At 64.0% G+C, this 25,669-nt stretch carries 24 protein-coding genes and 1 tRNA gene; 20 read left to right on the top strand and 5 right to left on the bottom strand.

The features are described from left to right. The first annotated feature begins 148 nt into the window (after nucleotides 1–148). The 4 genes from ABIB73_RS28410 (at nucleotide 149) to ABIB73_RS28395 (ending at nucleotide 3,073) form a co-directional block, all read left to right on the top strand. Nucleotides 149–793, top strand: coding sequence for a YoaK family protein (locus ABIB73_RS28410; RefSeq protein ID WP_354229374.1), 645 nt, complete (start codon nucleotides 149–151; stop codon nucleotides 791–793). Nucleotides 794–845: 52 nt separating this feature from the next. Further along, the gene (locus ABIB73_RS28405) at nucleotides 846–1,685 is read left to right on the top strand and encodes a shikimate dehydrogenase (RefSeq protein ID WP_354229372.1); all 840 of its coding nucleotides are present in this window, start codon (nucleotides 846–848) and stop codon (nucleotides 1,683–1,685) included. A 56-nt stretch (nucleotides 1,686–1,741) separates the two neighbouring features. Further along, entirely contained in the window at nucleotides 1,742–2,368 is a 627-nt protein-coding gene (locus tag ABIB73_RS28400) for a hypothetical protein (protein WP_354229370.1), read from the top strand. Between the two features lie 99 nt (nucleotides 2,369–2,467). Next, nucleotides 2,468–3,073: a single stranded DNA-binding domain-containing protein gene (locus tag ABIB73_RS28395; protein ID WP_502918464.1), complete on the top strand. Its 606-nt coding sequence runs from the start codon at nucleotides 2,468–2,470 to the stop codon at nucleotides 3,071–3,073. Nucleotides 3,074–3,195: 122 nt separating this feature from the next. Here ABIB73_RS28395 and ABIB73_RS28390 read toward each other — a convergent pair whose 3' ends face one another. Beyond that, the gene (locus ABIB73_RS28390; protein ID WP_354229366.1) at nucleotides 3,196–4,335 is read right to left on the bottom strand and encodes an alpha-hydroxy acid oxidase; all 1,140 of its coding nucleotides are present in this window, start codon (nucleotides 4,333–4,335) and stop codon (nucleotides 3,196–3,198) included. Between the two features lie 116 nt (nucleotides 4,336–4,451). Between ABIB73_RS28390 and ABIB73_RS28385 the strand changes: the two genes are divergently transcribed. From ABIB73_RS28385 to ABIB73_RS28335, 11 genes are all read left to right on the top strand, one after another. Next, nucleotides 4,452–4,619 (top strand): hypothetical protein, encoded by a 168-nt coding sequence (locus tag ABIB73_RS28385; RefSeq protein ID WP_354229364.1) that lies wholly within the window; start codon nucleotides 4,452–4,454, stop codon nucleotides 4,617–4,619. A gap of 218 nt (nucleotides 4,620–4,837) precedes the next feature. Next, nucleotides 4,838–6,181: a phosphoglucosamine mutase gene (gene glmM, locus ABIB73_RS28380; RefSeq protein WP_354229362.1), complete on the top strand. Its 1,344-nt coding sequence runs from the start codon at nucleotides 4,838–4,840 to the stop codon at nucleotides 6,179–6,181. Nucleotides 6,182–6,442: 261 nt separating this feature from the next. Next, a complete protein-coding gene (locus ABIB73_RS28375) occupies nucleotides 6,443–7,696 on the top strand; it encodes an MFS transporter (RefSeq protein ID WP_354229360.1) in 1,254 nt (417 codons plus the stop codon). A gap of 227 nt (nucleotides 7,697–7,923) precedes the next feature. After that, nucleotides 7,924–8,766 (top strand): outer membrane protein, encoded by an 843-nt coding sequence (locus tag ABIB73_RS28370; RefSeq protein WP_354229358.1) that lies wholly within the window; start codon nucleotides 7,924–7,926, stop codon nucleotides 8,764–8,766. A gap of 169 nt (nucleotides 8,767–8,935) precedes the next feature. Then, the gene (locus ABIB73_RS28365) at nucleotides 8,936–9,763 is read left to right on the top strand and encodes an outer membrane protein (protein ID WP_354229356.1); all 828 of its coding nucleotides are present in this window, start codon (nucleotides 8,936–8,938) and stop codon (nucleotides 9,761–9,763) included. A gap of 72 nt (nucleotides 9,764–9,835) precedes the next feature. Next, nucleotides 9,836–10,426, top strand: a complete 591-nt coding sequence (locus ABIB73_RS28360) for a glutathione S-transferase family protein (protein ID WP_354229354.1) — start codon at nucleotides 9,836–9,838, stop codon at nucleotides 10,424–10,426. Between the two features lie 17 nt (nucleotides 10,427–10,443). Next, the gene (locus ABIB73_RS28355; RefSeq protein ID WP_354229352.1) at nucleotides 10,444–10,908 is read left to right on the top strand and encodes a GNAT family N-acetyltransferase; all 465 of its coding nucleotides are present in this window, start codon (nucleotides 10,444–10,446) and stop codon (nucleotides 10,906–10,908) included. Nucleotides 10,909–11,081: 173 nt separating this feature from the next. Further along, nucleotides 11,082–11,273, top strand: coding sequence for a hypothetical protein (locus ABIB73_RS28350; RefSeq protein ID WP_354229350.1), 192 nt, complete (start codon nucleotides 11,082–11,084; stop codon nucleotides 11,271–11,273). A 79-nt stretch (nucleotides 11,274–11,352) separates the two neighbouring features. Next, the gene (locus ABIB73_RS28345; RefSeq protein ID WP_354229348.1) at nucleotides 11,353–12,525 is read left to right on the top strand and encodes a phosphoserine transaminase; all 1,173 of its coding nucleotides are present in this window, start codon (nucleotides 11,353–11,355) and stop codon (nucleotides 12,523–12,525) included. A gap of 199 nt (nucleotides 12,526–12,724) precedes the next feature. Further along, nucleotides 12,725–14,314: a phosphoglycerate dehydrogenase gene (serA, locus tag ABIB73_RS28340; RefSeq protein WP_354229346.1), complete on the top strand. Its 1,590-nt coding sequence runs from the start codon at nucleotides 12,725–12,727 to the stop codon at nucleotides 14,312–14,314. 199 nt (nucleotides 14,315–14,513) lie between these two features. Beyond that, nucleotides 14,514–15,686, top strand: coding sequence for a thiolase family protein (locus ABIB73_RS28335; protein WP_354229344.1), 1,173 nt, complete (start codon nucleotides 14,514–14,516; stop codon nucleotides 15,684–15,686). A gap of 282 nt (nucleotides 15,687–15,968) precedes the next feature. On the opposite strand, the gene ABIB73_RS28330 is transcribed toward ABIB73_RS28335, so the two are convergent. Then, nucleotides 15,969–19,349 (bottom strand): PAS domain-containing sensor histidine kinase, encoded by a 3,381-nt coding sequence (locus ABIB73_RS28330; protein WP_354229342.1) that lies wholly within the window; start codon nucleotides 19,347–19,349, stop codon nucleotides 15,969–15,971. Between the two features lie 570 nt (nucleotides 19,350–19,919). On the opposite strand from ABIB73_RS28330, the gene ABIB73_RS28325 reads away from it, so the two are divergent. The 4 genes from ABIB73_RS28325 (at nucleotide 19,920) to ABIB73_RS28310 (ending at nucleotide 22,623) form a co-directional block, all read left to right on the top strand. Then, the gene (locus ABIB73_RS28325; protein ID WP_354229340.1) at nucleotides 19,920–20,354 is read left to right on the top strand and encodes a phasin; all 435 of its coding nucleotides are present in this window, start codon (nucleotides 19,920–19,922) and stop codon (nucleotides 20,352–20,354) included. Nucleotides 20,355–20,547: 193 nt separating this feature from the next. Further along, nucleotides 20,548–20,624 (top strand) — tRNA-His (locus tag ABIB73_RS28320). Nucleotides 20,625–20,786: 162 nt separating this feature from the next. Beyond that, a complete protein-coding gene (locus tag ABIB73_RS28315) occupies nucleotides 20,787–22,124 on the top strand; it encodes a GSU2403 family nucleotidyltransferase fold protein (RefSeq protein ID WP_354229338.1) in 1,338 nt (445 codons plus the stop codon). A gap of 190 nt (nucleotides 22,125–22,314) precedes the next feature. Further along, nucleotides 22,315–22,623 carry an antitoxin Xre/MbcA/ParS toxin-binding domain-containing protein gene (locus tag ABIB73_RS28310; RefSeq protein WP_354229336.1) on the top strand — a complete coding sequence of 103 codons (309 nt, stop codon included), beginning with the start codon at nucleotides 22,315–22,317 and terminating at the stop codon, nucleotides 22,621–22,623. Between the two features lie 382 nt (nucleotides 22,624–23,005). Here the strand turns inward: ABIB73_RS28310 and ABIB73_RS28305 are convergent, their stop codons facing one another. The 3 genes from ABIB73_RS28305 to ABIB73_RS28295 form a co-directional block, all read right to left on the bottom strand. After that, nucleotides 23,006–23,146, bottom strand: coding sequence for a hypothetical protein (locus ABIB73_RS28305; RefSeq protein WP_354229334.1), 141 nt, complete (start codon nucleotides 23,144–23,146; stop codon nucleotides 23,006–23,008). Nucleotides 23,147–23,193: 47 nt separating this feature from the next. Further along, nucleotides 23,194–23,400 (bottom strand): hypothetical protein, encoded by a 207-nt coding sequence (locus ABIB73_RS28300; protein ID WP_354229332.1) that lies wholly within the window; start codon nucleotides 23,398–23,400, stop codon nucleotides 23,194–23,196. A gap of 583 nt (nucleotides 23,401–23,983) precedes the next feature. Continuing rightward, nucleotides 23,984–24,928 (bottom strand): AEC family transporter, encoded by a 945-nt coding sequence (locus ABIB73_RS28295; RefSeq protein WP_354229330.1) that lies wholly within the window; start codon nucleotides 24,926–24,928, stop codon nucleotides 23,984–23,986. 358 nt (nucleotides 24,929–25,286) lie between these two features. On the opposite strand from ABIB73_RS28295, the gene ABIB73_RS28290 reads away from it, so the two are divergent. Beyond that, nucleotides 25,287–25,634: a hypothetical protein gene (locus tag ABIB73_RS28290; RefSeq protein WP_354229328.1), complete on the top strand. Its 348-nt coding sequence runs from the start codon at nucleotides 25,287–25,289 to the stop codon at nucleotides 25,632–25,634. Nucleotides 25,635–25,669: the final 35 nt, after the last annotated feature.

Here is a 25,669-nt window from a genome sequence, read left to right as displayed (position 1 = left end):
CACAACCTCTCCCCGCTCTTGCGGGGAGAGGTGACGAGACGTCGCCACGCAAGCGCTTGCGTTTACCGCCGTACACCAGCGGCGCACGCTTCTCAAGCCGGCCGATTTGATCGACACTGCCGCGACGTCACGGCGGTGGTGCATCGGAATGCTGGACTCGCGTCGCAATATTGCGTTGGCCAGCGCGCTCAGCGCGCTCGCGGGCTATGTCGACGGCATCGGCTTTCTGCATCTCGGCGGCCTGTTCGTCTCATTCATGAGCGGCAATTCCACGCGCCTCGGCGTAAGTCTTGCGGAGGCACAGTGGTGGCAGGCCGCCGGCGCCGTCGCCCTGATCGTGCTGTTCGTGGCTGGAGCTGCGGCCGGCAGCCTGGTGGTGCTCGGCGGCGGCACCGAGCGGCAACCCTGGCTGCTTCTCACCGAAGCCGCGCTGCTTGCGGTCGCCGCGCTTTGCCACGCGTTCGGCCTGCCTGGCCTCGCGATTGCGGGAATCGTGCTCGCGATGGGCCTCGAGAATGCCGTGTTCCAGATCGACGGCGGCGCGGGCCTCGGCCTCACCTATGTCACGGGCGCGCTGGTCAAGGTCGGCCATCTCCTCGCCGTCAGTCTGAGCGGCGGTCCACGCTGGGGCTGGGCGCCGAACTTGCTGTTGTGGGCGGCGCTGGTTGCAGGCTCGGCGGCCGGCGCGCTCTTCTATGCCTGGATCAACCTCGCCGCGATCTGGTTTGCCGCTGGCGCCGCGCTCGCCTTGAGCGCGGCCGTGGCCATCGCGATGCGGCGCCCGCGCGCTTGACAGGGCCGGCCGGACGCGAAATGGATCGCCTCCGACACGACCCGAGGGAAGGATGACCGAGACCAAAACTCCTGCAGCCTGTCTGATCGGATGGCCGGCAGCGCATTCGCGCTCGCCGCTGATCCATCATTATTGGCTGCGCACGCTCGAGATCGCGGGTGGCTATGTCATTGAGGCCGTTCCGCCCGACGATCTCCGCGACTTCGTGCTGCGGCTGTCGCTGCGGGGGTTTGTGGGCGCAAACGTCACCATCCCGCACAAGGAGGGCGTGCTCGCGTTGTCCACGCCGGATGCACGCGCGAAGGCGGTCGGCGCCGCCAACACGCTGTGGTTCGCGGATGGTGAATTGCGCTCGACCAACACCGACGTCGAGGGCTTCATCAACAATCTCGATGCCAGCGCGCCCGATTGGGATCGCGCCGAAGAGGCGCTGGTGCTGGGAGCCGGCGGCTCGTCGCGCGCGGTCGTGTTTGGCCTGCTTGAGCGGGGCGTCGCCCGCGTTCATCTCGCCAACCGCACCCTTGCACGGGCCGAGACGCTGGCAAAACAGTTCGGCCCGAACGTGCATCCGGTCGCCTGGGACGGGATCAACGACGTCCTGCCGCGGGCAAAACTTCTCGTGAACACAACGTCGCTTGGGATGCATGGCCAGGCGTCACTCGATATCGACGTGGCGCGCCTGCCGGAAGCGGCCGTCGTTGCCGACCTCGTCTATGTTCCGCTGGTGACGCCGCTGCTTGCGGCCGCAAAGGCGCGTGGCCTGAAGACCGCCGACGGGCTCGGCATGCTCCTGCACCAGGCGGTGCGCGGCTTCGAACTGTGGTTCGGCCAAAGGCCGGAGGTCACGGCGGAGCTGCGCGCGCTGGTCGAGGCCGATCTCACAAAGACTTGAGCGAATAGCACGCGGTCTCCGGAGTTCTATGTCCGTGGGGACAACCGGAGACCGTCATGTCTGTTCAACGTGCAACTTTTACACGTCCACTCATCGCCGTCGCGATGGTGGCCGTCTCGACCCTCTCAGCATTCGCGCAGAAGGCGCCGGTGCCGACACGCGTGCGCGGCACGATCGAAAGCGTCGAAGGCGACACGATGCAGGTCAAGTCGCGCAGCGGTGAAGACGTCAAGCTCCACATTGCTTCCGACGTGCGCGTGGCCGGCATCACCAAGATCTCGCTCGCCGACATCAAGGTCGGCTCTTTCGTCGGCGCCACCACTGTGCCGGGACCGGAGGGTGGCGAGAACGCCGTCGAGGTCCATGTGTTCCCGGAGAGCATGCGCGGCACCGGCGAGGGCTCGCGGCCCTATGATCTGAAACCCAACTCCAGCATGACCAATGCCACGGTGTCGGAAAGCGTGGTCGGCAATGATGGCCATACCTTGCTCGTGAAGTACAAGGACGGCGAGAAAAAGGTGTTCGTCTCCGATATGACGCCGGTGGTGACCTTCGTTCCGGCCGACAAGTCCGACCTGAAGACCGGCGCGAAGGTCGTCGCCTTCATGAAGCAATTGCCGGACGGCTCGTTCGAGACCAACCGGGTCAGCGTCGGCCGTGATGGCCTGACACCGCCGATGTGATCGCGGGGTGCTGGAATAGCGGCGGTCGCGCGGGGTTTGCCGTGATTGATCGCCGCAATACACCTAAGGGACAAGACCATGCCGAAGCTGAATAACTGGATGCCACGCGCCGTCGTGGCCGCCTTTGTCACCTGCGTATTCGTTTCATCCGTTTCGGCGCAACAGGCGCCGACGGTCCGCATCCGCGGCACGATCGAGAGCGTCGATGGCAATATGCTCGGCATCAAGACGCGCGAAGGCAGCGACGTGAAGGTGAACATGACCGACAACGTCGCCGTCTTTGCCGTGGTCAAGACCTCGCTGTCGGAGATCAAGGAAGGCTCCTATATCGGCGTCACCGCCATGCCCGAGCCCGACGGCACGCAGAAGGCGATCGCCGTGCACATCTTCCCGGAGAACCAGCGCGGCGCCGCCGAAGGTTTTCGTCCCTGGGATGCGCGCGCCAATTCCACCATGACCAACGCGACCGTGGCGCAGACGGCCAAGGGCACCGACGGCCAGAACATCACGGTCAAGTACAAGGACGGTGAGAAGAAAGTAGTGGTGCCGCCGGAGACCCCGATCGTCACCTTTGTCGCCAGCGACAAGTCCGAGATCAAGCCGGGCGCCAAGCTGATCATCTTCGGCGCGGCGAAGAAGGAAGACGGCTCGCTGGAAGCCAACAGAGTCAATGTCGGCCGCGACGGCGTCACGCCGCCGATGTGAGGGGGCGCGCAAACGGCGCCATAGTCTCCGCCGTCGTCCCGGATCGGCGCGCGCTTGAGGCGCGCTTGTCCGGGACGACAGCGGAGATTGTTGCGGCCGCCTTCGGAAACCTTAGGAGTGCCCTACGGCACCGCAATGATGTGATCGTCGATCTCGTCCACCTTGTTGACGCCGCACAGGCCCATGGTCGTGAGCAGCTCCTTCTGGATGATGTCGATCGCCTTGGCGACGCCGGCCTGGCCGCCGGCACCCAGGCCGTAGGCATAGGCGCGGCCGATCATGCAGGATTTTGCGCCGAGCGCGAGCGCGCGCATCACGTCCTGGCCGGAGCGGATGCCGCCGTCGAACATGATCTCCATCCTGTCACCGACCGCGTCGGCAATCCCGGGCAGCACTTCGATCGACGACGGCGCGCCGTCGAGCTGACGGCCGCCATGGTTCGACACCACTAGCGCCTGCGCGCCGGTCTTGGCGGCTTCCTCGGCGTCCTCGACGTCCAGAATACCCTTGATGATGAGCTTGCCCGGCCAGATGCTGCGGACCCACTCGATGTCCTTCCAGCTCAGCGAGGTATCGAACTGCGACGCGGTCCATTCCGCGAGGCGGTTGAGATCCGCGGTGTTCTTCACGTGACCGGCGATGTTGCCGAAGGTGCGGCGCTTGCCGCGCAGCACGCCGGAGACCCAGGCCGGCTTGGTCGCGAAATCCAAAAATTTCGACAGCGTCCACTCGGGCGGGATCGTCATGCCGTTCTTGATGTCGGCATGGCGCTGCCCGATCACCTGGAGGTCGACGGTCAGCACCAGCGCGCTGCACTTCGCCGCCATCGCGCGCTGGATCAGCTCCTTGATGAAGCCGCGGTCCTTCATCACGTAGAGCTGGAACCAGAACGGCTTCTCGACATTGGCAGCGATGTCCTCGATCGAGCAGATCGACATCGTCGACTGCGTGAACGGGATGCCGGCGGCCTGCGCCGCGCGGCAGGCGTAGATCTCGCCGTCGCCATGCTGCATGCCCAGGAGGCCGACGGGCGCCAGGATCAGCGGCATGGTCGAGGGCTCGCCCAGGATCGTGGTCGCGGTGTCGCGCCTGGAGACGTCGACCAGGATGCGCTGGCGGAATTTGATGTCCTGGAGATCGTCGCGGTTGGCGCGCAGCGTCTCCTCGGCATAGGAGCCGCGGTCGCAATAGTCGAAGAACGCTTTCGGCACGCGGCGCTTATGCAGCGCGCGAAGATCGTCGATACAGGTGATGTGCTTCATGAACGTTCCCCGGCCCGTCTTGCATCGGAAGTCTTGCATCGGAAGATTGAGGGGTCATCTAGCATGGTTGGATGCACAGCCAAATCGTTTGCGAAACCGTTTGCAGAGAGGGCGCCATGACCAGACCGCACAGCGAGCCGACGCCGGAGGAGATCAAGGAGAAGCGCCGGCTCGAGGAGGCGCTGGAGGAGGGGTTGGAAGAGACCTTTCCGGGCTCTGATCCCGTCAACGTCACCCAGCCGGCGCCGAGCCGCGGGGACAGTCATGTCAAGCGGACGGACTAGGAGGGTTCCCTTCCGTTCTGGCGCTTCAGCCAAAAATATAGCGTTAACAATAGGTTACCGTGGTGAAGGCAGCCCCGGTTCCGTAATGATTCATTATATTTTTTGAAGCCAAGTTAGCCGCGATGGCTTTATAAGACCTCAGCAAATCAGGGATGCGGGGCCCGTCCGGGCACCCGGGGGTTGTAGTCGGGATCCCTGGTTGTTGCGTGGGGGACGATATGAGCCGCAAATATTTCGGGACGGACGGGATTCGGGGTCGCGCCAACGGACTGATCACGCCGGAGCTCGCACTCAAGGTCGGCCAGGCCGCTGGCCTTGCGTTTCAGCGCGGTGATCACCGCCACCGGGTCGTAATCGGCAAGGACACCCGTCTGTCCGGCTACATGATCGAATACGCCATGGTTGCGGGCTTCACCTCGGTCGGCATGGATGTGCTGCTGGTCGGCCCGATGCCGACGCCGGCGGTGGCGATGCTGACCAAGTCGATGCGCGCCGATCTCGGCGTGATGATCTCCGCCTCGCACAATCTGTTCGAGGACAACGGCATCAAGCTGTTCGGCCCGCAGGGCTTCAAGCTCTCCGACGACGTCGAGAAGCAGATCGAGCAGTTGCTCGACGAGTCCCTCGACAAGCGGCTGGCGCAGAGCGCGAGCCTGGGCCGCGCCCGCCGTATCGACGGCGTGCACGACCGCTACATCGAATTCGCCAAGCGCACGCTGCCGCGCGACCTCTCGCTCGACGGCCTGCGCGTCGTGGTCGATTGCGCCAATGGTGCGGCCTACAAGGTGGTGCCGGAAGCGCTGTGGGAATTGGGCGCCGACGTAGTGCCGATCGGCGTCGAGCCCGACGGTTTCAACATCAACAAGGAATGTGGCTCGACCTCGCCGGAGGCGCTGGCCAGGAAGGTGCGCGAGATGCGCGCCGATATCGGCATCGCGCTCGACGGTGACGCCGACCGCGTCATCCTGGTCGACGAGCGCGGCCATCTCGTCGACGGCGACCAGTTGCTCGCGGTGATCGCGCAGAGCTGGAAGGAAGACGGACGGCTGTCGCGTCCGGGCATCGTCGCCACCGTGATGTCCAATCTGGGGCTCGAGCGCTTCCTGAAAGGGCAGGGGCTCGATCTTGTGCGCACGCCGGTCGGCGACCGCTACGTGCTCGAGCAGATGCTGAGCGGTGGCTACAATCTCGGCGGCGAGCAGTCCGGCCACATCATCCTGTCCGACTACGCCACCACCGGCGACGGTTTTGTTGCCGCGCTGCAAGTGCTGGCGGTGGTGCAGAAGCTGCGCCGGCCCGTGTCCGAGGTCTGCCATCGCTTCGATCCGCTGCCGCAGATCCTGAAGAACGTCCGCCACAAGGGTGGCAAGCCGCTCGATGATTCCGACGTCAAGTCGGCGATCTCCGATGGCGAGCAGCGGCTCAACGGCCACGGCCGTCTGTTGATCCGCTCCTCCGGCACCGAGCCGGTGATCCGCGTCATGGCCGAGGGCGAGGACCGCATCCTCGTCGAGGACGTCGTCGACACCATCGTCTCGGCGCTCGGGCAGGCGGCGGCTTAAGCGCTTGCAGCCCATCCTTCGAGACGCCCGCCTTTGGCGGGCCCTCAGGAGGAGGTCTTGGTTCTCGGCGAAATCCAAGACCCTCATGGTGAGGAGCCCGCCCAAAGCGGGCGTCTCGAACCATGCAGGCCCGCAAGTTCACTGACGTGAACGCGAGGCCACACGCGCATCCCAGCTATCGACGATTGGCGGTGGTTCGGCCGCAGCGAGCATCGTAGTTAGGCGGTGCGGCGGTTCGCCGCGCCTGCCGGGATCGATCCATTGAACAAGCCTGTCGTCGTCTCCGAGGAAACGCTGGCCGAGCCTGTCGTCGTCAGCGACGTCACACCTTCTGTCGCCAAGGCGGCCGCGGGGCCGGCCTATATCGTGCTTGCCGGCATCAGCTTCTCGCACTTTCTCAACGACACCATGCAGTCGCTGATCGCCTCGGTGTATCCGATCCTGAAGGACACCTACGCGCTCGACTTTGCGCAGATCGGGATGATCACGCTGGCCTTCCAGTTCACGGCCTCGCTGCTCCAGCCGGTGGTCGGCCACTACACCGACAAGAAGGCGCAGCCTTATTCGCTGTCGATCGGCATGGCCTCGACCTTCTTCGGCCTGTTGCTGCTCAGCGCCGCGCACCAATATCTTGTCATCCTCGTCGCGGCTGCTCTGGTCGGCCTCGGCTCCGCGGTGTTCCACCCGGAGTCCGCGCGCATCGCGCGGCTCGCCTCCGGCGGCCGCTATGGCTTAGCGCAGTCGGTGTTCCAGCTCGGCGGCAGCTTTGGGACCTCGATGGGACCGGTGCTGGCTGCGCTGATCGTCGTGCCGTTCGGGCAGGGCAGCATCGCCTGGTTCTCCTCGATCGCGTTCCTCGCCATTGTCATCCTCTGGCGCATCGGCCGCTGGTATGAGCCGCAGATCAAGGCGAAGAAGACGGCGGTGGCCCAGGCTCATCCCGACGCACCGAGCTCGCGCCGCGTCGCGGTCGCGCTTGCCGTGCTCGTCGCCCTGCTGTTCTCGAAGCAGCTCTACGTCTCGAGCCTGTCGAGCTATTACATCTTCTATCTGATCGACCGTTTTGGCGTGTCGACGCAGGCAGCCCAGATCTATCTCTTCATCTTCCTGGCCGCGAATGCGGTCGGCGCGTTTTTCGGCGGACCGCTCGGGGATCGCTTCGGCCGCAAGATCGTGATCTGGATCTCGATCGTCGGCGCGCTGCCGTTCACGCTGGCGCTGCCCTATGCCGGCCTCCCTGCGAGCGCGGTGCTCAGCGTCATCATCGGCCTCATCATCTCCTCGACGACGTCGTCGATCATCGTGTTCGCGCAGGAATTGGTGCCGCATCGCTTCGGCATGATCTCCGGCGTGTTCTTCGGCGTCGCCTTCGGCATCGGCGGCCTTGGCGCCGCCGTGCTCGGCAAGCTCGCCGATCACACCTCGATCGAGTTCGTCTACCAGGTCTGCGCCTACCTTCCGGCGATCGGGTTGCTCGCGGTATTCCTGCCCAAGCTGCCGCAGCACGCGCGTTAACACATCCTTTTTCGCCGCGTTGCGGCTTCATACATCGTTAGCAATTGCGGCGCGCGGGCGCCGCATTTTTGCAACGCTCTCGCAGCATGCGCACGTGCGGTGAGAGAAAATCAACCTTAAAAATTAGGGTTAAGTGGCGCTTAAGCATTTGCTGCCATCGTCCTCCCGTGAGTTTCCAGAACGTGAGGCGCCCTTATTTTGCCTCACCGGCCATAAGGACGAAGCCAATGCGTTGCGTTAAGTCTCTCCTTGCCGCGGGTGCGGCTACTCTGATCTCGTCGATGGCGTTCGCCGCCGACATGCCGATCGCGGCTCCCCCGATGTACGCGCCGGCTCCTCCCGCCGACTTCGGCGGCTGGTACCTGCGTGGCGACATTGGCTTCAGCAATCAGCGGACCAGCGACGTTCACTACGGACGTGAGTCGGCTTATTCGCAGCTCACCTCGTTCAATCAACAGTCGTCGTTCGACACCGGCGGCATCTACGGCGTCGGCGCCGGCTACCGCTTCAACAACTGGTTCCGGGCCGACATCACCGGGCAGTACCGCGGCAATGCGAACATGAAGGCGACCGATCGCTTTACCGGTACGGCGGGCGGCGTGGCCTACAACGGCATTGACAACTACGGCGCCAGCAAGTCCGAATGGCTGGTGTTGGCCAACGCTTATGTCGATCTCGGTACCTGGTGGTGCATTACGCCGTTCATCGGTGCCGGCGTCGGCGGTGCGCGTGTCTCGATTGCGAACTTCTCCGACACGGGCACCAACAATCTGCCGTTCTCGACTACCAGCTTCGCCACCGCTCCGACGGGCTCAAAGTGGAACTTCGCCTGGGCGGCTCATGCGGGTCTCGCCTACCAAGTCAATCCGAACCTGGTCCTCGAACTTGCTTACAGCTACGTGAGTCTCGGCGAAGGCCAGACCGGTGTGCTGTCGGACTACACCGGCAACACCACTGGCAATGTCTTCAAGATCAAGAACATCACTTCGAACGACCTGAAGCTTGGCGTGCGCTGGAATTTCGACAACCCGCCGGTCTACGCGCCGCCGCCGCTCGTCACCAAGGGCTGATCGTTCGCCCCATCGCTTAAAGTCTCTTAACGGCGCGGGATCATCCCGCGCCGTTTTGCTTTGCGTATTTTTCATGGCGCAACAGCGTCAAAAGTGTCTGACGCAACCATTGGTTAAGGTTAACGAGCCATGATCACCAGCGAAAGTTCGAGTTCGATGGAGCGTTGCAATGCGTAGGCTGATGTTGGCGGCGGCGATGTTGGGGACGGTGTCTGCCGCGCAAGCGGCCGATATGCCGGATCTGCCCATCCTGCGCGGCGGCTTCACCGACGGTCTGACCAGTTCTCGGCCGAACTGGGAAGGCAGCTATATCGGCGCCCAGGCCGGCTATGGCTCCTCTGACGAGAACTTCAGTGGCTCGACCAGCAACATGATGGCAGCCCTGTTGGCCGATACGTTGATCGAAAGCTCGATGGGCGTGTCTCAGTGGAATCTCGGACTGGGTAAGGCCTCACAGCGCACCACGGGCTACGGCGCTTTCGTCGGTTACAACGCGCAGTGGGACGACGTCGTGCTGGGCCTCGAAATCAGCTGGCTGCACGGCACGTTCGGCGGAACGGCGTCGGCCAGCGAGCGGCGCGTCAGCGCCACTGCACTGTCCGACGGCAATTTCCATGACGTCACGGCGACCTCCACATCTTCAATCAGCATCAGCGACATGGGGACGTTCCGCGGTCGCGCGGCTTACGCGTGGGGATGCTTCCTGCCTTACATGTTCGCGGGTCTCGCGCTCGGCAACGCCGACATCGTGCGCACTGCCAACGTGCAGGATCGTGTGAGCACGACCCAGTTGGGGACTTACACGGCGCTGGCACCATTGAATTCGACGGATGCCCAGCACAATCACCTGATCTACGGCTACACTGCGGGTCTCGGTGTCGATGTCAACCTGGTCGGTGGTCTGTTCGTGCGGGCCGAGTACGAGTATATCCGCTTCAGCTCGGCGGTCGACACCAGCATCAACACCGTCCGAGCGGGCGTCGGCTACAAGTTCTAAACGCCGCACCGGCCGCCGGTTGACAGGGCGGCATCGTCCTGATGCTCTGTTCCTAGAGGCGGGGCGGCAGCGATGCAGATCTACGGTGATACCAATTCCGGCAATTGTCTGAAGGTGAAGTGGGTCTGCGACAAGCTCGCATTGCCCTATCGCTGGATCGAGATCGACACGCGCAAGGGCGAGACGCGCACGCCGCAATTCCTGAAGATGAACGGCGCGGGCCAGGTGCCGACCGTGGCCTTCGACGATGGCCGCACCCTGGCGCAGTCCAACGCCATCATCCGCTATCTCGCCCGCGACAGCGCGCTCGTTCCGCGCGACGCCTTTACTGCTGCCAAGATGGACGAATGGCTGTTCTGGGAGCAGTACAGCCACGAGCCCTATATCGCGGTGTGCCGCTTCCAGATCGTCTATCTCGGCAAGGACGTATCCGAGCTCGATCCGGAGAAGGTCAAGCGCGGCTATGCGGCGCTCGACCGGATGGAAGCCCATCTCGCCGCAAGCCGCTTCTTCGCCGGCGACGTGGTTTCGCTCGCCGACGTCTCGCTGCTCGCCTATACGCGTGTGGCGCATGAAGGCGGCTTCGATCTCGGCCGCTACGCGGCTATTCGCCGCTGGATCGGCGAAGCCGAGGCGTATCTCGGCCTTCCCTCAGCACGCTGAGTCTGGAGTTCTCTCATATGACCGATAGTTCCGTTTCCATCCGCCCCGCGCGTCGCGACGACGTCGCCGCGATGATCGCGATGCTCGCCGACGATCATCTCGGCCGCGCCCGCGAGCGGGTGGAGGATCCGCTGCCCGCCATCTACTACGCGGCGTTCGAACGAGTCGAGCGCGATCCAAACCTCACGCTCGTGGTCGCGGAAAGCGAGGGCAGGGTGGTCGGCTGCCTGCAACTCGCGATCCTCCCGGGCATCAGCTCGCAAGGCGGCATCCGCGGTCTGCTCGAGGATGTCCGCGTTGCCACTGATTGCCGCAGCCGCGGCATCGGCGAGCAATTGGTGCAGTGGGCCGTGACCGAAGCAAAAGCGCGCGGCTGCAATCTGGTTGAACTGCTGACGCATCAGAGCCGCGTCGACGCGCAGCGCTTCTACAAGCGTCTCGGTTTTGCAGCGAGTCATGTCGGCATGACTGTCCGCTTTTGAGGCAGCGTGTCGCGACCGTTGCGCGATCAGCGAAATCGGATCGCGCGTTCGTTCATCTTAAGAGCTGATAAACTACGGAGCCGTCGTTCACGTGGAACCAGGAACGAACGGTGCTACCGCTGCTTCTGAAACCGGGCTCGGTCGGTTCGGGGATTTCGATGACAAGCTATTCGATGATCAAGGTCGGCAACGACTATATTGTGCAGGCCAATGACAAATGCATTTTGAAAGTCGGCAGCCGCCGCCGCGCCGCGCAATTGATCAGCGATGCCACGGACTTGCTGAACGCGCTCGCTGCCGTCGAATCCCCGGACATTGCGCCGGAGGCGCCATCACTCGCGCGTGAGACGCCGGAACTTCCTTGACGACTCTTCCTGTTTCCCGTATCAGCCGCGGCGGGACACCTCCCCCCAACGGGAGGCTTACTATCTGGAAGGGTAGATCATGACTGTAGCGAAGCCCGCTTCGCGGCCCAACGTGCCGCATTTCTCCTCCGGCCCCTGCGCCAAGCGCCCCGGCTGGAACGCCCAAAATCTCAAGGACGCCGCGCTCGGCCGCTCGCATCGCGCGAAGGTCGGCAAGACCAAGCTCAAGCTCGCGATCGATCTGACGCGCGAAGTGCTTGAAGTGCCCGCCGATTATCGCATCGGCATCGTGCCGGCCTCCGATACCGGCGCGGTCGAGATGGCGCTGTGGTCGCTGCTCGGAGCAAAGCCCGTCACCACGCTCGCCTGGGAATCGTTCGGCGAGGGCTGGGTCAGCGACATCGTCAAGGAATTGAAGCTCAAGGACGTCACCAAGCTCAATGCGGCCTACGGTGAAATTCCCGACCTCTCCAAGGTCGACCCCAACAGCGACGTTGTCTTCACCTGGAACGGCACCACCTCCGGCGTGCGCGTGCCGAACGCCGACTGGATCAGCGCGACCCGCGAAGGCCTGGCCATTTGCGACGCCACCTCGGCCGCGTTCGCGCAAGCCCTCGACTGGGCCAAGCTCGATGTCGTCACCTTCTCCTGGCAGAAGGCGCTCGGCGGCGAAGCCGCGCATGGCATGCTGATCCTGTCGCCCCGCGCGGTCGAACGGCTCGAGACCTACAAGCCGGCCTGGCCGCTGCCGAAGATCTTTCGCATGACCAAGGGCGGCAAGATCAACGAAGGCATCTTCGTCGGCGAGACCATCAACACGCCGTCGATGCTCTGCGTCGAGGATTATCTCGATGCGCTGAATTGGGCCAAGTCGATCGGCGGCCTGAAGGCGCTGATCGGCCGCGCCGACGCCAACACCAGGGTGCTGGCCGACTGGAAGGCGAAAACGCCCTGGATCGACTTCCTGGCCAAGGACGCCGCGATCCGCTCCAACACCTCGGTGTGCCTGAAGTTCACCGACCCCACGATCACCTCACTCTCGGGCGACGCGCAGGCCGAGTTCTGCAAGAAGCTGGTCGCGCTGGTCGAGAAGGAGGGCGCGGGCTACGACTTCGCCTACTACCGCGATGCGCCGGCCGGCCTGCGGATCTGGTGCGGTGCGACCGTCGAGGCGAAGGACGTCGAGCTCCTGACGCAGTGGATCGACTGGGCCTTTGCCGAGAGCAAGGCGCAGCTCGCCAAGGCGGCGTAAGTTTCTTTTCACCTCTCCCCGTTCTTGCGGGGAGAGGGCGCATAGCGCCGGGTGAGGGGCTCTTGCGGCTTGCACCTCGCTTGTGGCTGCCCCTCACCCCGACCCTCTCCCCGTAACAACGGGGAGAGGGAGAAGTGATCAGAAACTTCACCACATCAGCCCAGTGGCCCGCCTCGTAGCGGGGCGAAGGAACATTCAGATGACCAAACCCAAAGTTCTCATTTCCGACGCGCTCTCTCCCGCCGCCGTGCAGATTTTCAAAGATCGCGGCGTCGAGGTCGACTTCCAGCCCAACCTCGGCAAGGACAAGGACAAGCTCGCCGAGATCATCGGAAATTACGACGGCCTTGCGATCCGCTCCGCGACCAAGGCGACGGCAAAAATCCTGGAGAAGGCGACCAACCTCAAGGTGATCGGCCGCGCCGGCATCGGCGTCGACAATGTCGAGATTCCTGCCGCGACGGCGAAGGGCATCATCGTGATGAACACGCCGTTCGGCAATTCGATCACGACCGCTGAGCACGCCATCACCCTGATGCTGGCGCTGGCGCGCGAGATCCCGCAGGCCGACGCCTCGACCCAGGCCGGCAAGTGGGAGAAGAACCGCTTCATGGGCGTCGAGATCACCGGCAAGGTGCTCGGCGTCGTCGGTTGCGGCAATATCGGCTCGATCGTCGCCGATCGCGCGCTCGGCCTGCGCATGAAGGTCGTCGCGTTCGATCCGTTCCTGTCGCCGGAGCGCGCCAGGGACATCGGCGTCGAGAAGGTCGATCTCGATGACCTCTTGAAGCGCGCCGACTTTATCACCCTGCACACCCCGCTGACCGAGAAGACCAGAAACATCATCGACGCGGCCGCGATCGCCAAGATGAAGAAGGGCGCGCGCCTGATCAACTGCGCCCGCGGCGGCCTGGTCGACGAGCAGGCGGTGGTCGATGCGCTCAATTCCAAGCACATCGCCGGCGCCGCCTTCGACGTCTTCGTCGAGGAGCCCGCCAATGCGAACGTGCTGTTCGGCCATCCCAACGTGATCTGCACGCCGCATCTCGGCGCCTCCACCACCGAGGCGCAGGAGAACGTCGCGCTCCAGGTCGCCGAGCAGATGTCGGACTATCTGCTCACCGGGGCGATCTCCAATGCCGTCAACTTCCCCTCGATCACCGCGGAAGAGGCGCCGAAGCTGAAGCCGTTCATCGCGCTCGCCGAGAAGCTCGGCTCGTTTGCCGGCCAGCTCACCGAATCCGGCATCCTCAAGGTCGAGATCACCTATGAGGGACACGTCGCCGAGATGAAGATCAAGGCGATCACGTCAGCTGTGCTGTCGGGCCTGCTGCGGCCGATGCTGGGTGAGGTCAACGTCGTCTCCGCGCCGGTCGTCGCCAAGGAGCGCGGCATGGTGGTCGACGAGATCGTGCGCGCTGCGCAAAGCGACTATGAGAGCCTGATCACCGTAACGGTCGCGACCGAACGCCAGGAGCGCTCGGTCTCCGGCACCGTCTATCACGACGGCAAGCCGCGTCTCGTCGACATCAAGGGCATCCGGGTCGATGCCGAGTTCGGCAAGTCGATGATCTACGTGACCAACGAGGACAAGCCGGGCTTCATCGGCAAGTTCGCGAGCCTTTTGGGCGATGCCAAGATCAACATCGCGACCTTCCATCTCGGCCGCGTCGCGCAGGGCGGCGACGCCATCGCGCTGATCGAGGTCGACGGCGCGGTGCCGGCCGATTTGCTCGCCAAGGTGCAAGCGCTGCCGCAGGTCAAGCAGGTCAAGGCGCTGACGTTCTGAGGCCCCTCCATTTCGCGGTGCGCGCGCCACGGAATGACGGGCATCATATATTCCGACCTGCGGAACAACGCCGCCCTCTCGCGAGGGCGGCGTTTTTGTTGGTGCAGCGCCGCGCTTTATTTCTCCCGCGGCCGCCAAACTTTGTGTACCAATGGCGTCAGGACGCTCCGTATCAATCGTTTCGAAAAGGGAGAAAACAATGCGTGAAGCCGTCATCGTTTCCTATGCGCGCACGGGTCTGGCGAAGTCCGGCCGCGGCGGGTTCAACATCACGCCGCCGATGTCGCTTGCGGCCCACGCCATCCACCATGCCGTCGACCGCGCCGGTGTCGAGAAGGACTATGTCGAGGATTGCTATCTCGGCAATTGCGCCCATGGCGCGCCGAACATCGGCCGCCAGGCCGCGCTGCTCGCAGGGCTCCCGAAGAGCACGGGCGGCGTGTCGGTGAACCGTTTCTGCTCCTCTGGCCTCCAGACTATCGCGATGGCCGCGAACTCGATCCGCTCGGATGGCTCCGACTGTATCGTTGCCGGCGGCGTCGAGAGCATCTCGATTCCGGGCGGCGGATCGCCGAAGGAATGGGTCGATCCGGAACTGCTCAAGACCGCACCGGCGATCTTCATGGCGATGATCGATACCGCCGACATCGTCGCCGAGCGCTACAAGCTCAGCCGCGAATATCAGGACGAGTATTCGCTGGAGTCGCAGCGCCGCATGGCCGCCGCCCAGCAGGCCAACAAGTTCAAGGACGAAATCGTCCCCATGAACACGAAGATGAAGGTGGTCGACAAGGCGACCAAGGCCGAGTCGATCGTCGACTATGTCGTCGACCGCGACGAGTGCAACCGTCCCGAGACCACGCTGGAAGGCCTTGCCAAGCTCGAGCCGGTGAAGGGTCCGGGCAAGTACGTCACGGCCGGCAACGCCAGCCAGCTCTCCGACGGCGCCGCCGCCGTGGTGCTGATGGAAGCCAAGGATGCTGAGAAGCGCGGCCTCAATCCGATGGGCCGCTTCGTCGCCTGGGCGGCGGCGGGCTGCGAGCCGGACGAGATGGGCATCGGCCCGATCTTCGCCGTGCCGAAGCTGTTGAAGCGCCACGGCCTCAAGATCGACGACATCGATCTCTGGGAGCTCAACGAGGCCTTCGCCAGCCAATGCCTCTATTCACGCGACAAGCTCGGCATCGATCCCGAGAAGTACAACGTCAACGGCGGCTCGATCGCGATCGGCCATCCCTTCGGCATGACCGGCGCTCGTCTCACCGGCCACCTGCTCCAGGAAGGCAAGCGCCGCAAGGCCAAGTGGGGCGTGGTGACGATGTGCATCGGCGGCGGCCAGGGCGGCGCTGGGTTGTTCGAGATCTACAGCTGATCCAGGCTATATGAATGCGAAAGGGCACGGCGCGCGCCGTGCCCTTTTTGTTTGAGCTGCTTCTAGCTGGCGAGCTCTCTCAACGCGGGTCGTCCCGGCGAAGGCCGGGACCCATAACCACCGAATTGAATTTGGCGAAGACGCGTCGCTGCGGGACTAACACCGTGCGCAGTCGATAGATTCCGCGGTATGGGTCCCGGCCTTCGCCGGGACGACGATGTCGTGGAAGCTATGCGCCACACACTCAAGCCTCATCGCCCGACTTGATTCCGCATTTCCCGCTCACGCCCTTGCCAGCGCCGGTGCGAACACCACTTCGATCAGCGTGCCGGTGTTGGCCGTGCTCTTGATGTTGAACTGGGCACGGTTGGCTTCGACCAGCGCCTTGGTCAGCGACAGGCTGAGCGCCGAATTGTCCGAGGCGTCGCCCGGCGGCGGGGTACGGAACGGCTCCATCGCCGCCGCAACCTCGCGCTCGCTGAGGCCGTGGCCGGTGTCGCGGATGCGCAGCGCGATCTCGCCGCGGTCGCTCAGCGCGGTCGAGACGATGATCTGGCCACCGGCGCTCGCAAGCCGGATCGAGTTGGCGATCAGGTTCATGGTGACTTGCCGCAGCGCGCGGGCGTCGGCGGTAACCTGCGGCAGCGCGTGCGCGAGCGAGGTGCGGATGATGATGCGCTCGCGATTGGCCTGCGGCTGCATCACCACGACGCAGGCTTCGACCAGATCGTTGAGGTTGAGGTTGGCGAAGTTGAGATCGAGCTTGCCGGTCTCGATCCGCGACAGCTCCAGCAGATCGTCGATGATGGTGATGACGCGCTCGCCGGAGGCGCGGATGTCCTTCATGTACTCGCCATAGCGCTCGTTGCCGAGCGTGCCGAAGCGCTCGGAGATCATCACCTCGGCGAAGCCGATGATGGCGTTGAGCGGCGTGCGGATCTCGTGGCTGATCCGCGCCAGCATGTCGGCCTTGGCGTTGGCGGCGCCGTCGACGAGGCGGCGGGCCCGCGTCAGCTCGTTCTCGCCCTTCTTGCTCTGCGAGAGATCGCGGAACACCGCGAAGAAATTCGGGCCGTCGGGCCGGGTGCGGCCCATGATCATGGCGAGCGGAATCACGCCGCCGTTTTTCTCGCGGCCCAGCACCTCGCGGCCGTGATCGAGCAGGCTCGCGATGTCCTGGCTCTTGAGGCTCTCGAGATAGTCGATGACGACATTCTGGCTCTCGGGCGCGAACAGCGTCACCAGATTTTGCTGCAACAGGGTCTCGCCGTCATGGCCGAACAGCGCCTCGGCGCTACGGTTGCAGGCGTGGATGTTGCCGTCGGCATCGAACATGACGATGCCCTCGGCCGTGGTGTCGAGGATCGCGGCGAGATCTTCGGCTTCTGCATCGCCCCTTTCGAGTTCAGGTTCGGGAGTGACGGGGACCGTTGCAGCCCGCTCGGTGATGACAGGGGCTGCGACGACAGCTGTAGCGTGGGGCAGCGCGCAGATCAGCGCATGCGCGCTCTCGCCGTCCCAGTCGATGGTGTGCAGATGCGCCTCGGTGGTCGCAAGCGGCTGTTCGCCGTTGGCGATCGCCGCGCTGATCGTCACCGGCGTGCCGGCCTGCGACGTGCTGCTGGCCTGCGACACGCCCGGTTCGACATAGAGCGCGTCGAGCCCGCCGGCATGCTCCAGCGCGCTCACGCTGGCATGGCCCATGCGCGCGAGGAAGGCGGGGTTGGCATAGAGCAGGCGGTCGAGGCGGTAGATCAGGATGCCGGTCGGCAACAGGTCGAGCAGCGTGCGGTCGCGCGCGCTGTGGCCGTGCGCGGGAGGCGCGGGTTGGGTCAGCCATTCGGCCGGCGCGTGCGGCGCCTCAGGCTCCGGCGGCAGCGGTTCGGGCGTGATCTCCGCTGCGAGCGGCTCGGACGTGCTCGAGGCGATCGTCTCGCGCTCGCGTTCGAGCCGCTCGGACAATTGCCGGGCCAGCTCGTTGAACGCGCTGTTCTCGACCGGCGTCAGCGTCGGCGAGCGGGGATCGCCGGGCGGGCGGAACGGCACGACGTTGGGAGGCGTTTCCACGGGCGTTTCCAGATCGGTTGAGTGTGAATTCGCTTCGGTGATGGGCTCGGGCAGTTCAGGCTCAGGCTCGATTGCGGGCGGAGGCGGCTCGATCGGCGGAGGGGGTGCCTCCGGTTCGGGATCAGGCTCGACCAATTCGGCGGACAGGCCGTGCTGCGCCGGTGGATCAGTGAACAGCTCGTAGCGCCTGAGCGCATCGAGCCGGTTGAGGCCGTCGAGATCGCGGCAGACGCCAAAGCCCTTGAACCCCGCGAAATTGCGCTCGCTGTCGTAGACCGGCAGCCCCGCAAGCTCGACCGGCAAATGCTCGCCGCCATCGGCCGGCCAGTTCACGGTGATCCCGGCCCAGGTGTCATGGCTGGCAAGTGCCTGCGCCACGCGGCCATCGGGATCGAGCGCGAACTCGTCGGCGATCTCGCGCCAGGGCCGGCCGAAGCCGGCCGCCGTGTGCGTGCCGATGAGGCGGACGAACTCGCTGGTTGCGAGCACAAAGCGCCCCTCCGCATCCATCTGCCACAGGAAGCGCAGCGGATGCTGGCGCGGTACGGGCGGCTCCGCGGGGCCAGACGGCGGCTCGACCATGCCTGAAGTGATCGGCTCGGCTTGCGGCGGCACGATGGCTTCGGGCGGGTTTTCAACCGGAGTTTTGGCAGCAGTTTCGGCTGGCTCAGCGACAGTTTCCTGGGCTGGCGCTGCGTCCGCCGCCGTCTCTTGTGCGGTTGGCGCGGACGTGGGTGCGATCGTCTCCGTCGGCGCCGGCGCCTCGATCGGCTCGGCAAACGCGTCGAACAGCGCGATCCCGGCTGTCTCGTTCGATGGCGGCGGTTCGCTTGGCGTCTCGATGGCCTGTTGCGCAGGCTGAACCGGCGCTTCAGGCGCAGGCTCCAGCATGCTCTCAGTCGCGGCCGCGGCGGGCTCGGCCTGGATGGTGACCGGCTCGATCAGCGCGACCAGACCAATGTCGGCACCTAGACCGACCCGTTGCAGCACCATGTTGCCGATGCCGATCGGCAGTTCGACACGGCCCTGTTTCAACGCATCGCTGCGGGCCTGCTCGAGGCCGGCCTCGCCGAGATCGCGAAAGCCGAGCAGGGGGCGGGCGGCCTCGCTGGCGCCGATGAACAGCCCGTCGGGCGCGAACGCCGCCATCGGCACCTCGGCGCCGTCGACCAGCCGGTGCAGGCGCTCGACCAGCGGCATGGTGCGCCCCGTTGCACTCATCGCGGTGACGAGCACGGCAGAGCTTCCTTCGGCAAGATGGCTGCCGTCGGCAAATTCGAGCCGCGCGCAGGCGCAGGTCATCAGGGTGCCGAGCGCCGCGCCGAAGCCGCGCAGCCGCTCGAGCCTGATAGCGCCGCCCGCGGGCAGGCGGCGGGCGAGCTGGGCGACCTGGCGGCGATGGCTGTCCGCGGGCCCGAATGTCTTTTGCGCGAGAGAAGCGGCGTTGGACGCGCCGAAGAATTTTGCGCCAACCGCATTGGCCCACAGCACGCGTGTGCCGTCGATCGACCAGAGCCACGCGGGCAGCGGAGAGGTCGCATGCACGGCCAGCCGCGGATCGCCCACGCCTCGCAACTGGAAATCCGAACTACTCATCCAACCGGCTTGCTTGAGCTGTCATGCGTCTCGTGCGGCGGCGGCCGGGAATGGCAGCCTTAAGAAAGGGTTAGTATCGCGCGCGGGCGCGGGCAGGTCCACGGCCCCAGTCTACGGGGCAAGACCTAAAGCCGCGATAACCTTAATCCGGCCGAACCCGCAAGCCGCACCCCGGATGCATCCGCAGGATTCGCAGATGGACGTGCGCGACGAAGTCGCGAGCCAGGATGCGCAATTGCGCATCCTGGCTCCCTCGCCCCGCTCGGCCTCCGGAATGACAGAATGGAATTTCCCGAAGCGTGATGTCGCTCCTTAAACCCTGTGGTACCGCAACCACGGGTTCCTCCCGTCAGGAACCTCGTCCTCCCCGGGATTAAATTTCCCGGCACAGCCCCGATCGCTTTGCGCCGCACAATGTTGACATGTTAGGCAGCGATACTGCTCGGCGCTGGGCGAGCCATCTCGTTAGTTTTGCGTTTCCAGACTTTGTACCCGCCGATTTTGGCCCCGATTTGGGGCCGGCGGGCGCCGGAGGGCTCACTCAATTTTTCATTATCGTGAGGGACAACCATGACAGCTGCGACTGATCCATTCTCTGCCTCCATCATTCCGTTCGAGGTTCCCGAGCAGGTGCGTGCGTTCGCCGAAAAGGGCGTTTCGCAGGCCCGCGAGAGCTATGCCAAGTTCAAGGACGCCGCCGAAAGCCAGAACGGCACCATCGAGGCCGTGTTCACCTCCGCCAGCAAGGGCGCGAGCGAGTACACCGCCAAGCTGATGGAATTCATGAAGGCCAACACCACAGCCCATCTGGACTTCGCCCAGGAGCTGCTTGGCGTGAAGTCGCCATCGGATGCGTTCGCGCTGTGGACCAGCCATGGCCGCCAGCAGCTCGAGACCTTCCAGGCCCAGGCCAAGGAGCTTGCCGAGATCACCCAGCGGGTTGCAACTGCGACCGCCGAGCCGATCAAGGCCAGCGCCGCGAAGCTTTACCCGCCCGCCGCCTGAGCGACCGGCCTTGATTTGATTAAGAAACCCGGGCCGCAGGGCCCGGGTTTTGCTTTGGAAATAACCTCGTCTGAGGGGCGATTCGAAGGGATTGCGGCCTTGCCAAAAACGGCCGTTGCACCTAGTTTCCGCCCCGTCCAGCCCCCCTTGGTACGGCCCGCTCAGGGCGCCCCCAGAGGCGGCTCGCAAGGATGCAGTTGTAGCTCAGTTGGTTAGAGCGCCTGTCTGTGGAACAGGAGGTCGGTGGTTCGAGCCCACCCAACTGTACCAGCGATGGCAATGATTTAGCCCGGCATTACGAAACGGACTGGTGGCCGCCCGCCCATGGCGTCCGCGTTATCATCGTTTCGCCAACTGCGTATAACCACTTGGGACCGGCCAAAGATATGTTATACTCAATCTGCGAAATGAGTATAACTCCGGTAAGAAGCCGTGGCACCCCCTAAGCTGGTCCTGCAAACCACCTACGCCGAACTGTTGGACCGCTGCACCAATGCAGCGTTTGACAGTGCGTTCGCGGAAGATGGTTCGTTCATCGCCAAGACGGTGAAGGCGCGAAGGTACTGGTACTTTCAAACGGGCGCGGGCGAAAATCGGAGCCAGAGATATGTCGGCCCGGAAACTCCCGAATTGCTGGATCGGATCGCGCGTCACAAGGAGCATCGTGACGACATCAAAGAAAGGCGCGCGCTCGTATCGACACTCGTCAGATCCTTCGGTTTGCCGCGCCCCATTCCGGACATCGGCAACGTTCTCGCTGCCTTGGCCAACGCGGGGGTCTTTCGACTCCGCGGCGTGCTGGTCGGCACCGTTGCATTTCAGGCTTACCCCGGAATGCTTGGCGTACGGCTTCCCGGCGCTCTGCTGCAAACGGGCGACATCGACATTGCTCAATTCAAGAATGCCTCCGTCGCAGTTGGAGACAGCACGCCTCCGGTTCTCGAGATCTTGAAGGGCGTCGACACGACCTTCCGAGCGGTGCCGCACGTCGTGGATGGAAGGCGTGTGACGAGCTACGCGGCAAAGGGCGGAGTGCGAGTTGATTTCCTCACCCCCAACACCGGTCGGGAGACGGGTGAGCCTCAGGCTTTGCCTGCCCTGCAAACCGACGCGCAGCCGCTTCGTTTCCTGGATTATCTGATCCACGATCCCGAGCCGGCCGTGATACTGCACGGCGCCGGCGTATCCGTTCACGTTCCCGCGCCGGCACGCTTTGCGATCCACAAGCTCATCGTTTCACGGCGCCGACGAGAGGGGGTGGCCAAGCGCGATAAGGACATTCAGCAGGCCGAAGCGTTGTTGCGGGCACTTTCCGAGCTGAGGCCGCACGATTTGAAGGAAGCCTGGGACGAAGCACGCGAGCGTGGTCCAACATGGCGCCAGCTGCTCGAAGAAGGACTGAGAGAGGTCGAGAGCGTCGCCCGTGACCTGACGCTGAGCACGGTCGGTGCCGTGCGGTCTCTGATTCCGGGCATTGATCTGGAATTCGACAGCGCCCCTCCACGTTACGACTTCAGCCGGGACGTCGTTGCATTCGCAGGACGAGCACTTGGCCGGCCGGTGGCCTGCGCGATCAGCCGAGAGGCGCTCGACGACCACTTTGGGACCGACGGGCTCGACAAGGACAGGGTGCAGGCTTTCCTCAGAAACCGGTCGAAGATCGAGCAGATGGCGCGGGCGAAATATCTAAATGGCCCGATCGAGGCGCCCGATGCCGTGCTCGTCAAGACATCGGATGTCAGGGGCTCGGTACGGTCGTCTCGCCGCTGAGCCTGGTTTTCCGCCCCGTCCAGCCCCCGGAATTACGGAATTACGGTGACAGTGCACTTAACTTGGAATTACGGTGACAGTGCACTTAACTTCAAGTGCTCAAGTGGTCCAGCATCGATTTGTCATAGGGCACTTGAAGGATCTTCAGATATGCTTTTCAGTCACCTTGTTTGCTGTCGGAGGACGAGTATTGACGATCGAAGAGGGCAGCAAAGCCGTGCGGGTGGCGCAGGTCGATCGCCTGGCCGTCAACGTGTTCGGCGATACCGCGAAGGCACATAGCTGGTTGCGCAAGTCCAAGAAGGCTTTGCGCGGTGAGGCGCCGCTCGCTTACCTCCGCGACGGAGGCGGGGGCGCGGGTCGTCGAAGAGATGCTGGATCAGATCGATCACGGCATTTGGGTGTGAGGCACTGGCGGATCTTCAATTTCGTCGGTCTGTCGGGCGCGGTCGCCCATGTCGCCCGCTCGCTGCGCCGGTCGGCATTGCCGGCAGTTTGAGCGCGCACGCCACGACGACGGTCAATGAACGGAGTTAGCGTCCATGCCCGATCTCGTTGGGGTTGTTTCGAGCTTTCCGAGAGCGCCAGCCGACAGCAGGTCTGCGGCTGTCTCTGGCTGGACCATATTCAGCATTTGGAATAGGCTATGGACACAGCAACATGTTAGCGGAGGTCCTCCGTGGAACATCGCGGCGTAAGCTTCTCGATCGTTGAAATGAGCTACCCTTCCGGTTGGAAGTGGACTGTGGGAAAGGGCCGGACAGTGTCGGTCGGTGTCTGTGCGACGCGGTTGGACGCGATCCGCCAGGCTCAGACTTTCATTGACGCGATTGTGGACTGGGCTGCTTAAGCCGATGGTTCATCGGCTGTCGGCGTGAGCGCTACTTCACTCTTGCCACCACCATCACCACCACCGGCAACGTCACCGCCGCCAGCAGCGTGCCCAGCGCCACCGCTCCCGACACCGGGTTCACCAGCCGCTTGTACTGAACCGCAAAGATATACGCGTTCGCGCCGGGCACGCTGGCGGGCCTACTGTCGCACCAACCAACGCAAGCGCTCCAAGCGCCTAGGCCGAGCGACTGTCCGGGCCTCGTGATCGGTCGCGGTGTGCTTCGCATGAAAGCGAGCCGAGCAATATCTCCAGCTTCGATTGCTCTTCGTTCAAGCGTCTTTCGACAAACTGGCGCTCGAACTCTGTCAGGCTCGTTTGCAATAAGTGGCGATAGCGTCGGATATTGTTGCGATGCGCACGCGCCAACTGATCGTCAATCATCATCGTCTTCCTTTGACGGGTACTAATTCATTCCTTTTTGCTTCACGGGGTGAGGCGGTCCCGAGGCAACATTCCAAGACGTCTCCGGAGCGGAATATCTTCGCCCCGCGACGCCGGTATTCCCCTGGCCGGGGCTTTAAATCCCGGCCCTGTAATTCTGGCGAACTTAGATGACAGAAACAAGAAATGCCGGCGCTGGCCGCAGCGCTTCCGTTCAAGCTAGCGGGATTTTCTGTTGCTATCTGTGAACTACTTCACAAGCGCAACCGGCATTGTCTGTTATAGGCGAGCCATTGCTTAGACCAATTGATTGCTTTGAGAACACCCCCGGCGTTTGCGCGCCGGGGGTTTTTGCGTATGCGAGAGACGGCTGCGCCGGGCGGGCCCTTTCACCGTCAAGAGCCGCCTTGATGACAGGAGCCCAGCCGTGTGTATGTTCGTGTGCAAACGGTCGGGCTTGATTCGTCATGCTGGAAGCAATTCTCGTATTGCTCGGGATCGGGGCGGCGGCGCTTCTGCTGATCGCGTTCTGGGGGCTCCGATCGCAGGCATAAGGGGCCGGCTGTTCGGACAAAGGACGGAACTACCTGATCCCCGCCACCATCAGCACCACCACCGGCAACGTCACCGCAGCCAGCAGCGTGCCCAGCGCCACCGCCCCCGATACCGGGTTCACCAGACGCTGATACTGCACTGCGAAAATGTAGGCGTTCGCGCCGGTCGGCATCGCCGCGAACAGCACGACCACGCCGGCTGCTAGCGGCGGCAGGTTCAACAGTTGCACCAGCACGAACGCCACCGCCGGCATCGCCAGCAGTTTCAGAGCGCTCATCACGACGACGGTCGACGTCTCGCCCTTGACCTCGAACCGGAACAGATTGATGCCGAGCGCGATCAGTGCTGCCGGTGAACCCGCCTGCGCCAATAGCTCAATCGTCCTGTCGACGACGGGATTGAGGCCAAGCCCGGTGAAGCGCCAGACGACGCCGAAGCCGATCGCCAGCATCAGCGGATTGCGCGCGAGATCAGCGAGCACGGGCCGGATCACCGACAGGGCCGAGCCGGTCTGCTTGCGGCTGACCAATTCCATCTGCAGGATGCCGCAGAGCCAGAGCAGCGGCGTGTTCACCGACAGGATCAGCGCCATCGGCCCCGCGGCCTCGTTGCCCAGCGCCGAGAGCGTCAGCGGAATGCCGAGCATCACGATGTTGCCGTAGACCGAGCCGATCGCGAACACGACGCCGTCCTCGCGGTCCTCGCGCCGCGCGCGCAACAAGGCCGAGATTGCCAGCGCCGCGATCCAGGTGATGGCCAGTGCCCCGTAATAGGCGCCCCACATCCTGTAGGGGCTGACATCGGGGAATTCCGACACCACGATGGTGCGGAACAGCAAAGCGGGAATGGCGATGCTGAAGGCGAATTCGGAGATGCCCTTGTGTGCGGTCTCGGAGACGAAGCGAAACATCACCGCCGCATAGCCGGCCGCGATCAGCGCAAACACCGGCGCGACGATCAACACGGTGGCCATGCGGTCCTCCCCTCACGGGGATATAGGCCGACAACCCCACGCGCTCTCGATGATGGCATCATGCCCCTGTTTTGCCCGACGAGTCAAAAGGGCTTCGTAAAATCCGCAAGGCGCCGCCTGGGCTTGGCTACTGTGCATGGGGTTGTTTTCGCGTTTTTTGTCGGACGGTCGCCGAAGCCTTGGGCCGAACCCGATCTCGCCAGGTCCGCCAAAGGGTTAGCTGTATTACGCCTGGAGTCGTGCCGGGTTGGATCGGCTGTTGCCGAGACCGCACAGCTCCCGGTTTTCGCATCCCCCCTCGGTTGCCAACGAACAGGCGTTCACCCACTATCCTCCCTGTTCGACATTTGGGGGGATCATGCCGGCGTTCCGTTTCCAGAAGTCCTTGATTGCTGCCGTGTCGGGGGTTGCCCTGGCCGTGCTGATCCAGCCGGGTGCAGGCTTTGCCTACACGCCGGAGGAGCAGCAGGCCTGCACGCCGGATGCGATGCGGCTGTGCGGCGAGTTCGTTCCGAACGTCGACGCCATCACCGCCTGCATGATCCAGAAGAAGGCGCAGCTCTCGCCGCAGTGCCGGCCGTTCTTCCGGCAGGGACCGGAGCCAAGTGAGATGCGCGCCAGCCAGCCGACCAACATCAAGCCTCACGTGGCCAGGAAGAGCACCAAGCCGAGGGCGACCAGGAAGAAAAAGCCCGAAGACGCCTGAGCGCTGCCTCGCGCGCTCCTTCGCGGCAGGCCTGC

It is taken from the genome of Bradyrhizobium sp. F1.4.3, assembly GCF_040548375.1.
Taxonomy (GTDB): Bacteria; Pseudomonadota; Alphaproteobacteria; order Rhizobiales; family Xanthobacteraceae; genus Bradyrhizobium.
This window is presented reverse-complemented; position numbering and strand designations above follow the sequence as displayed.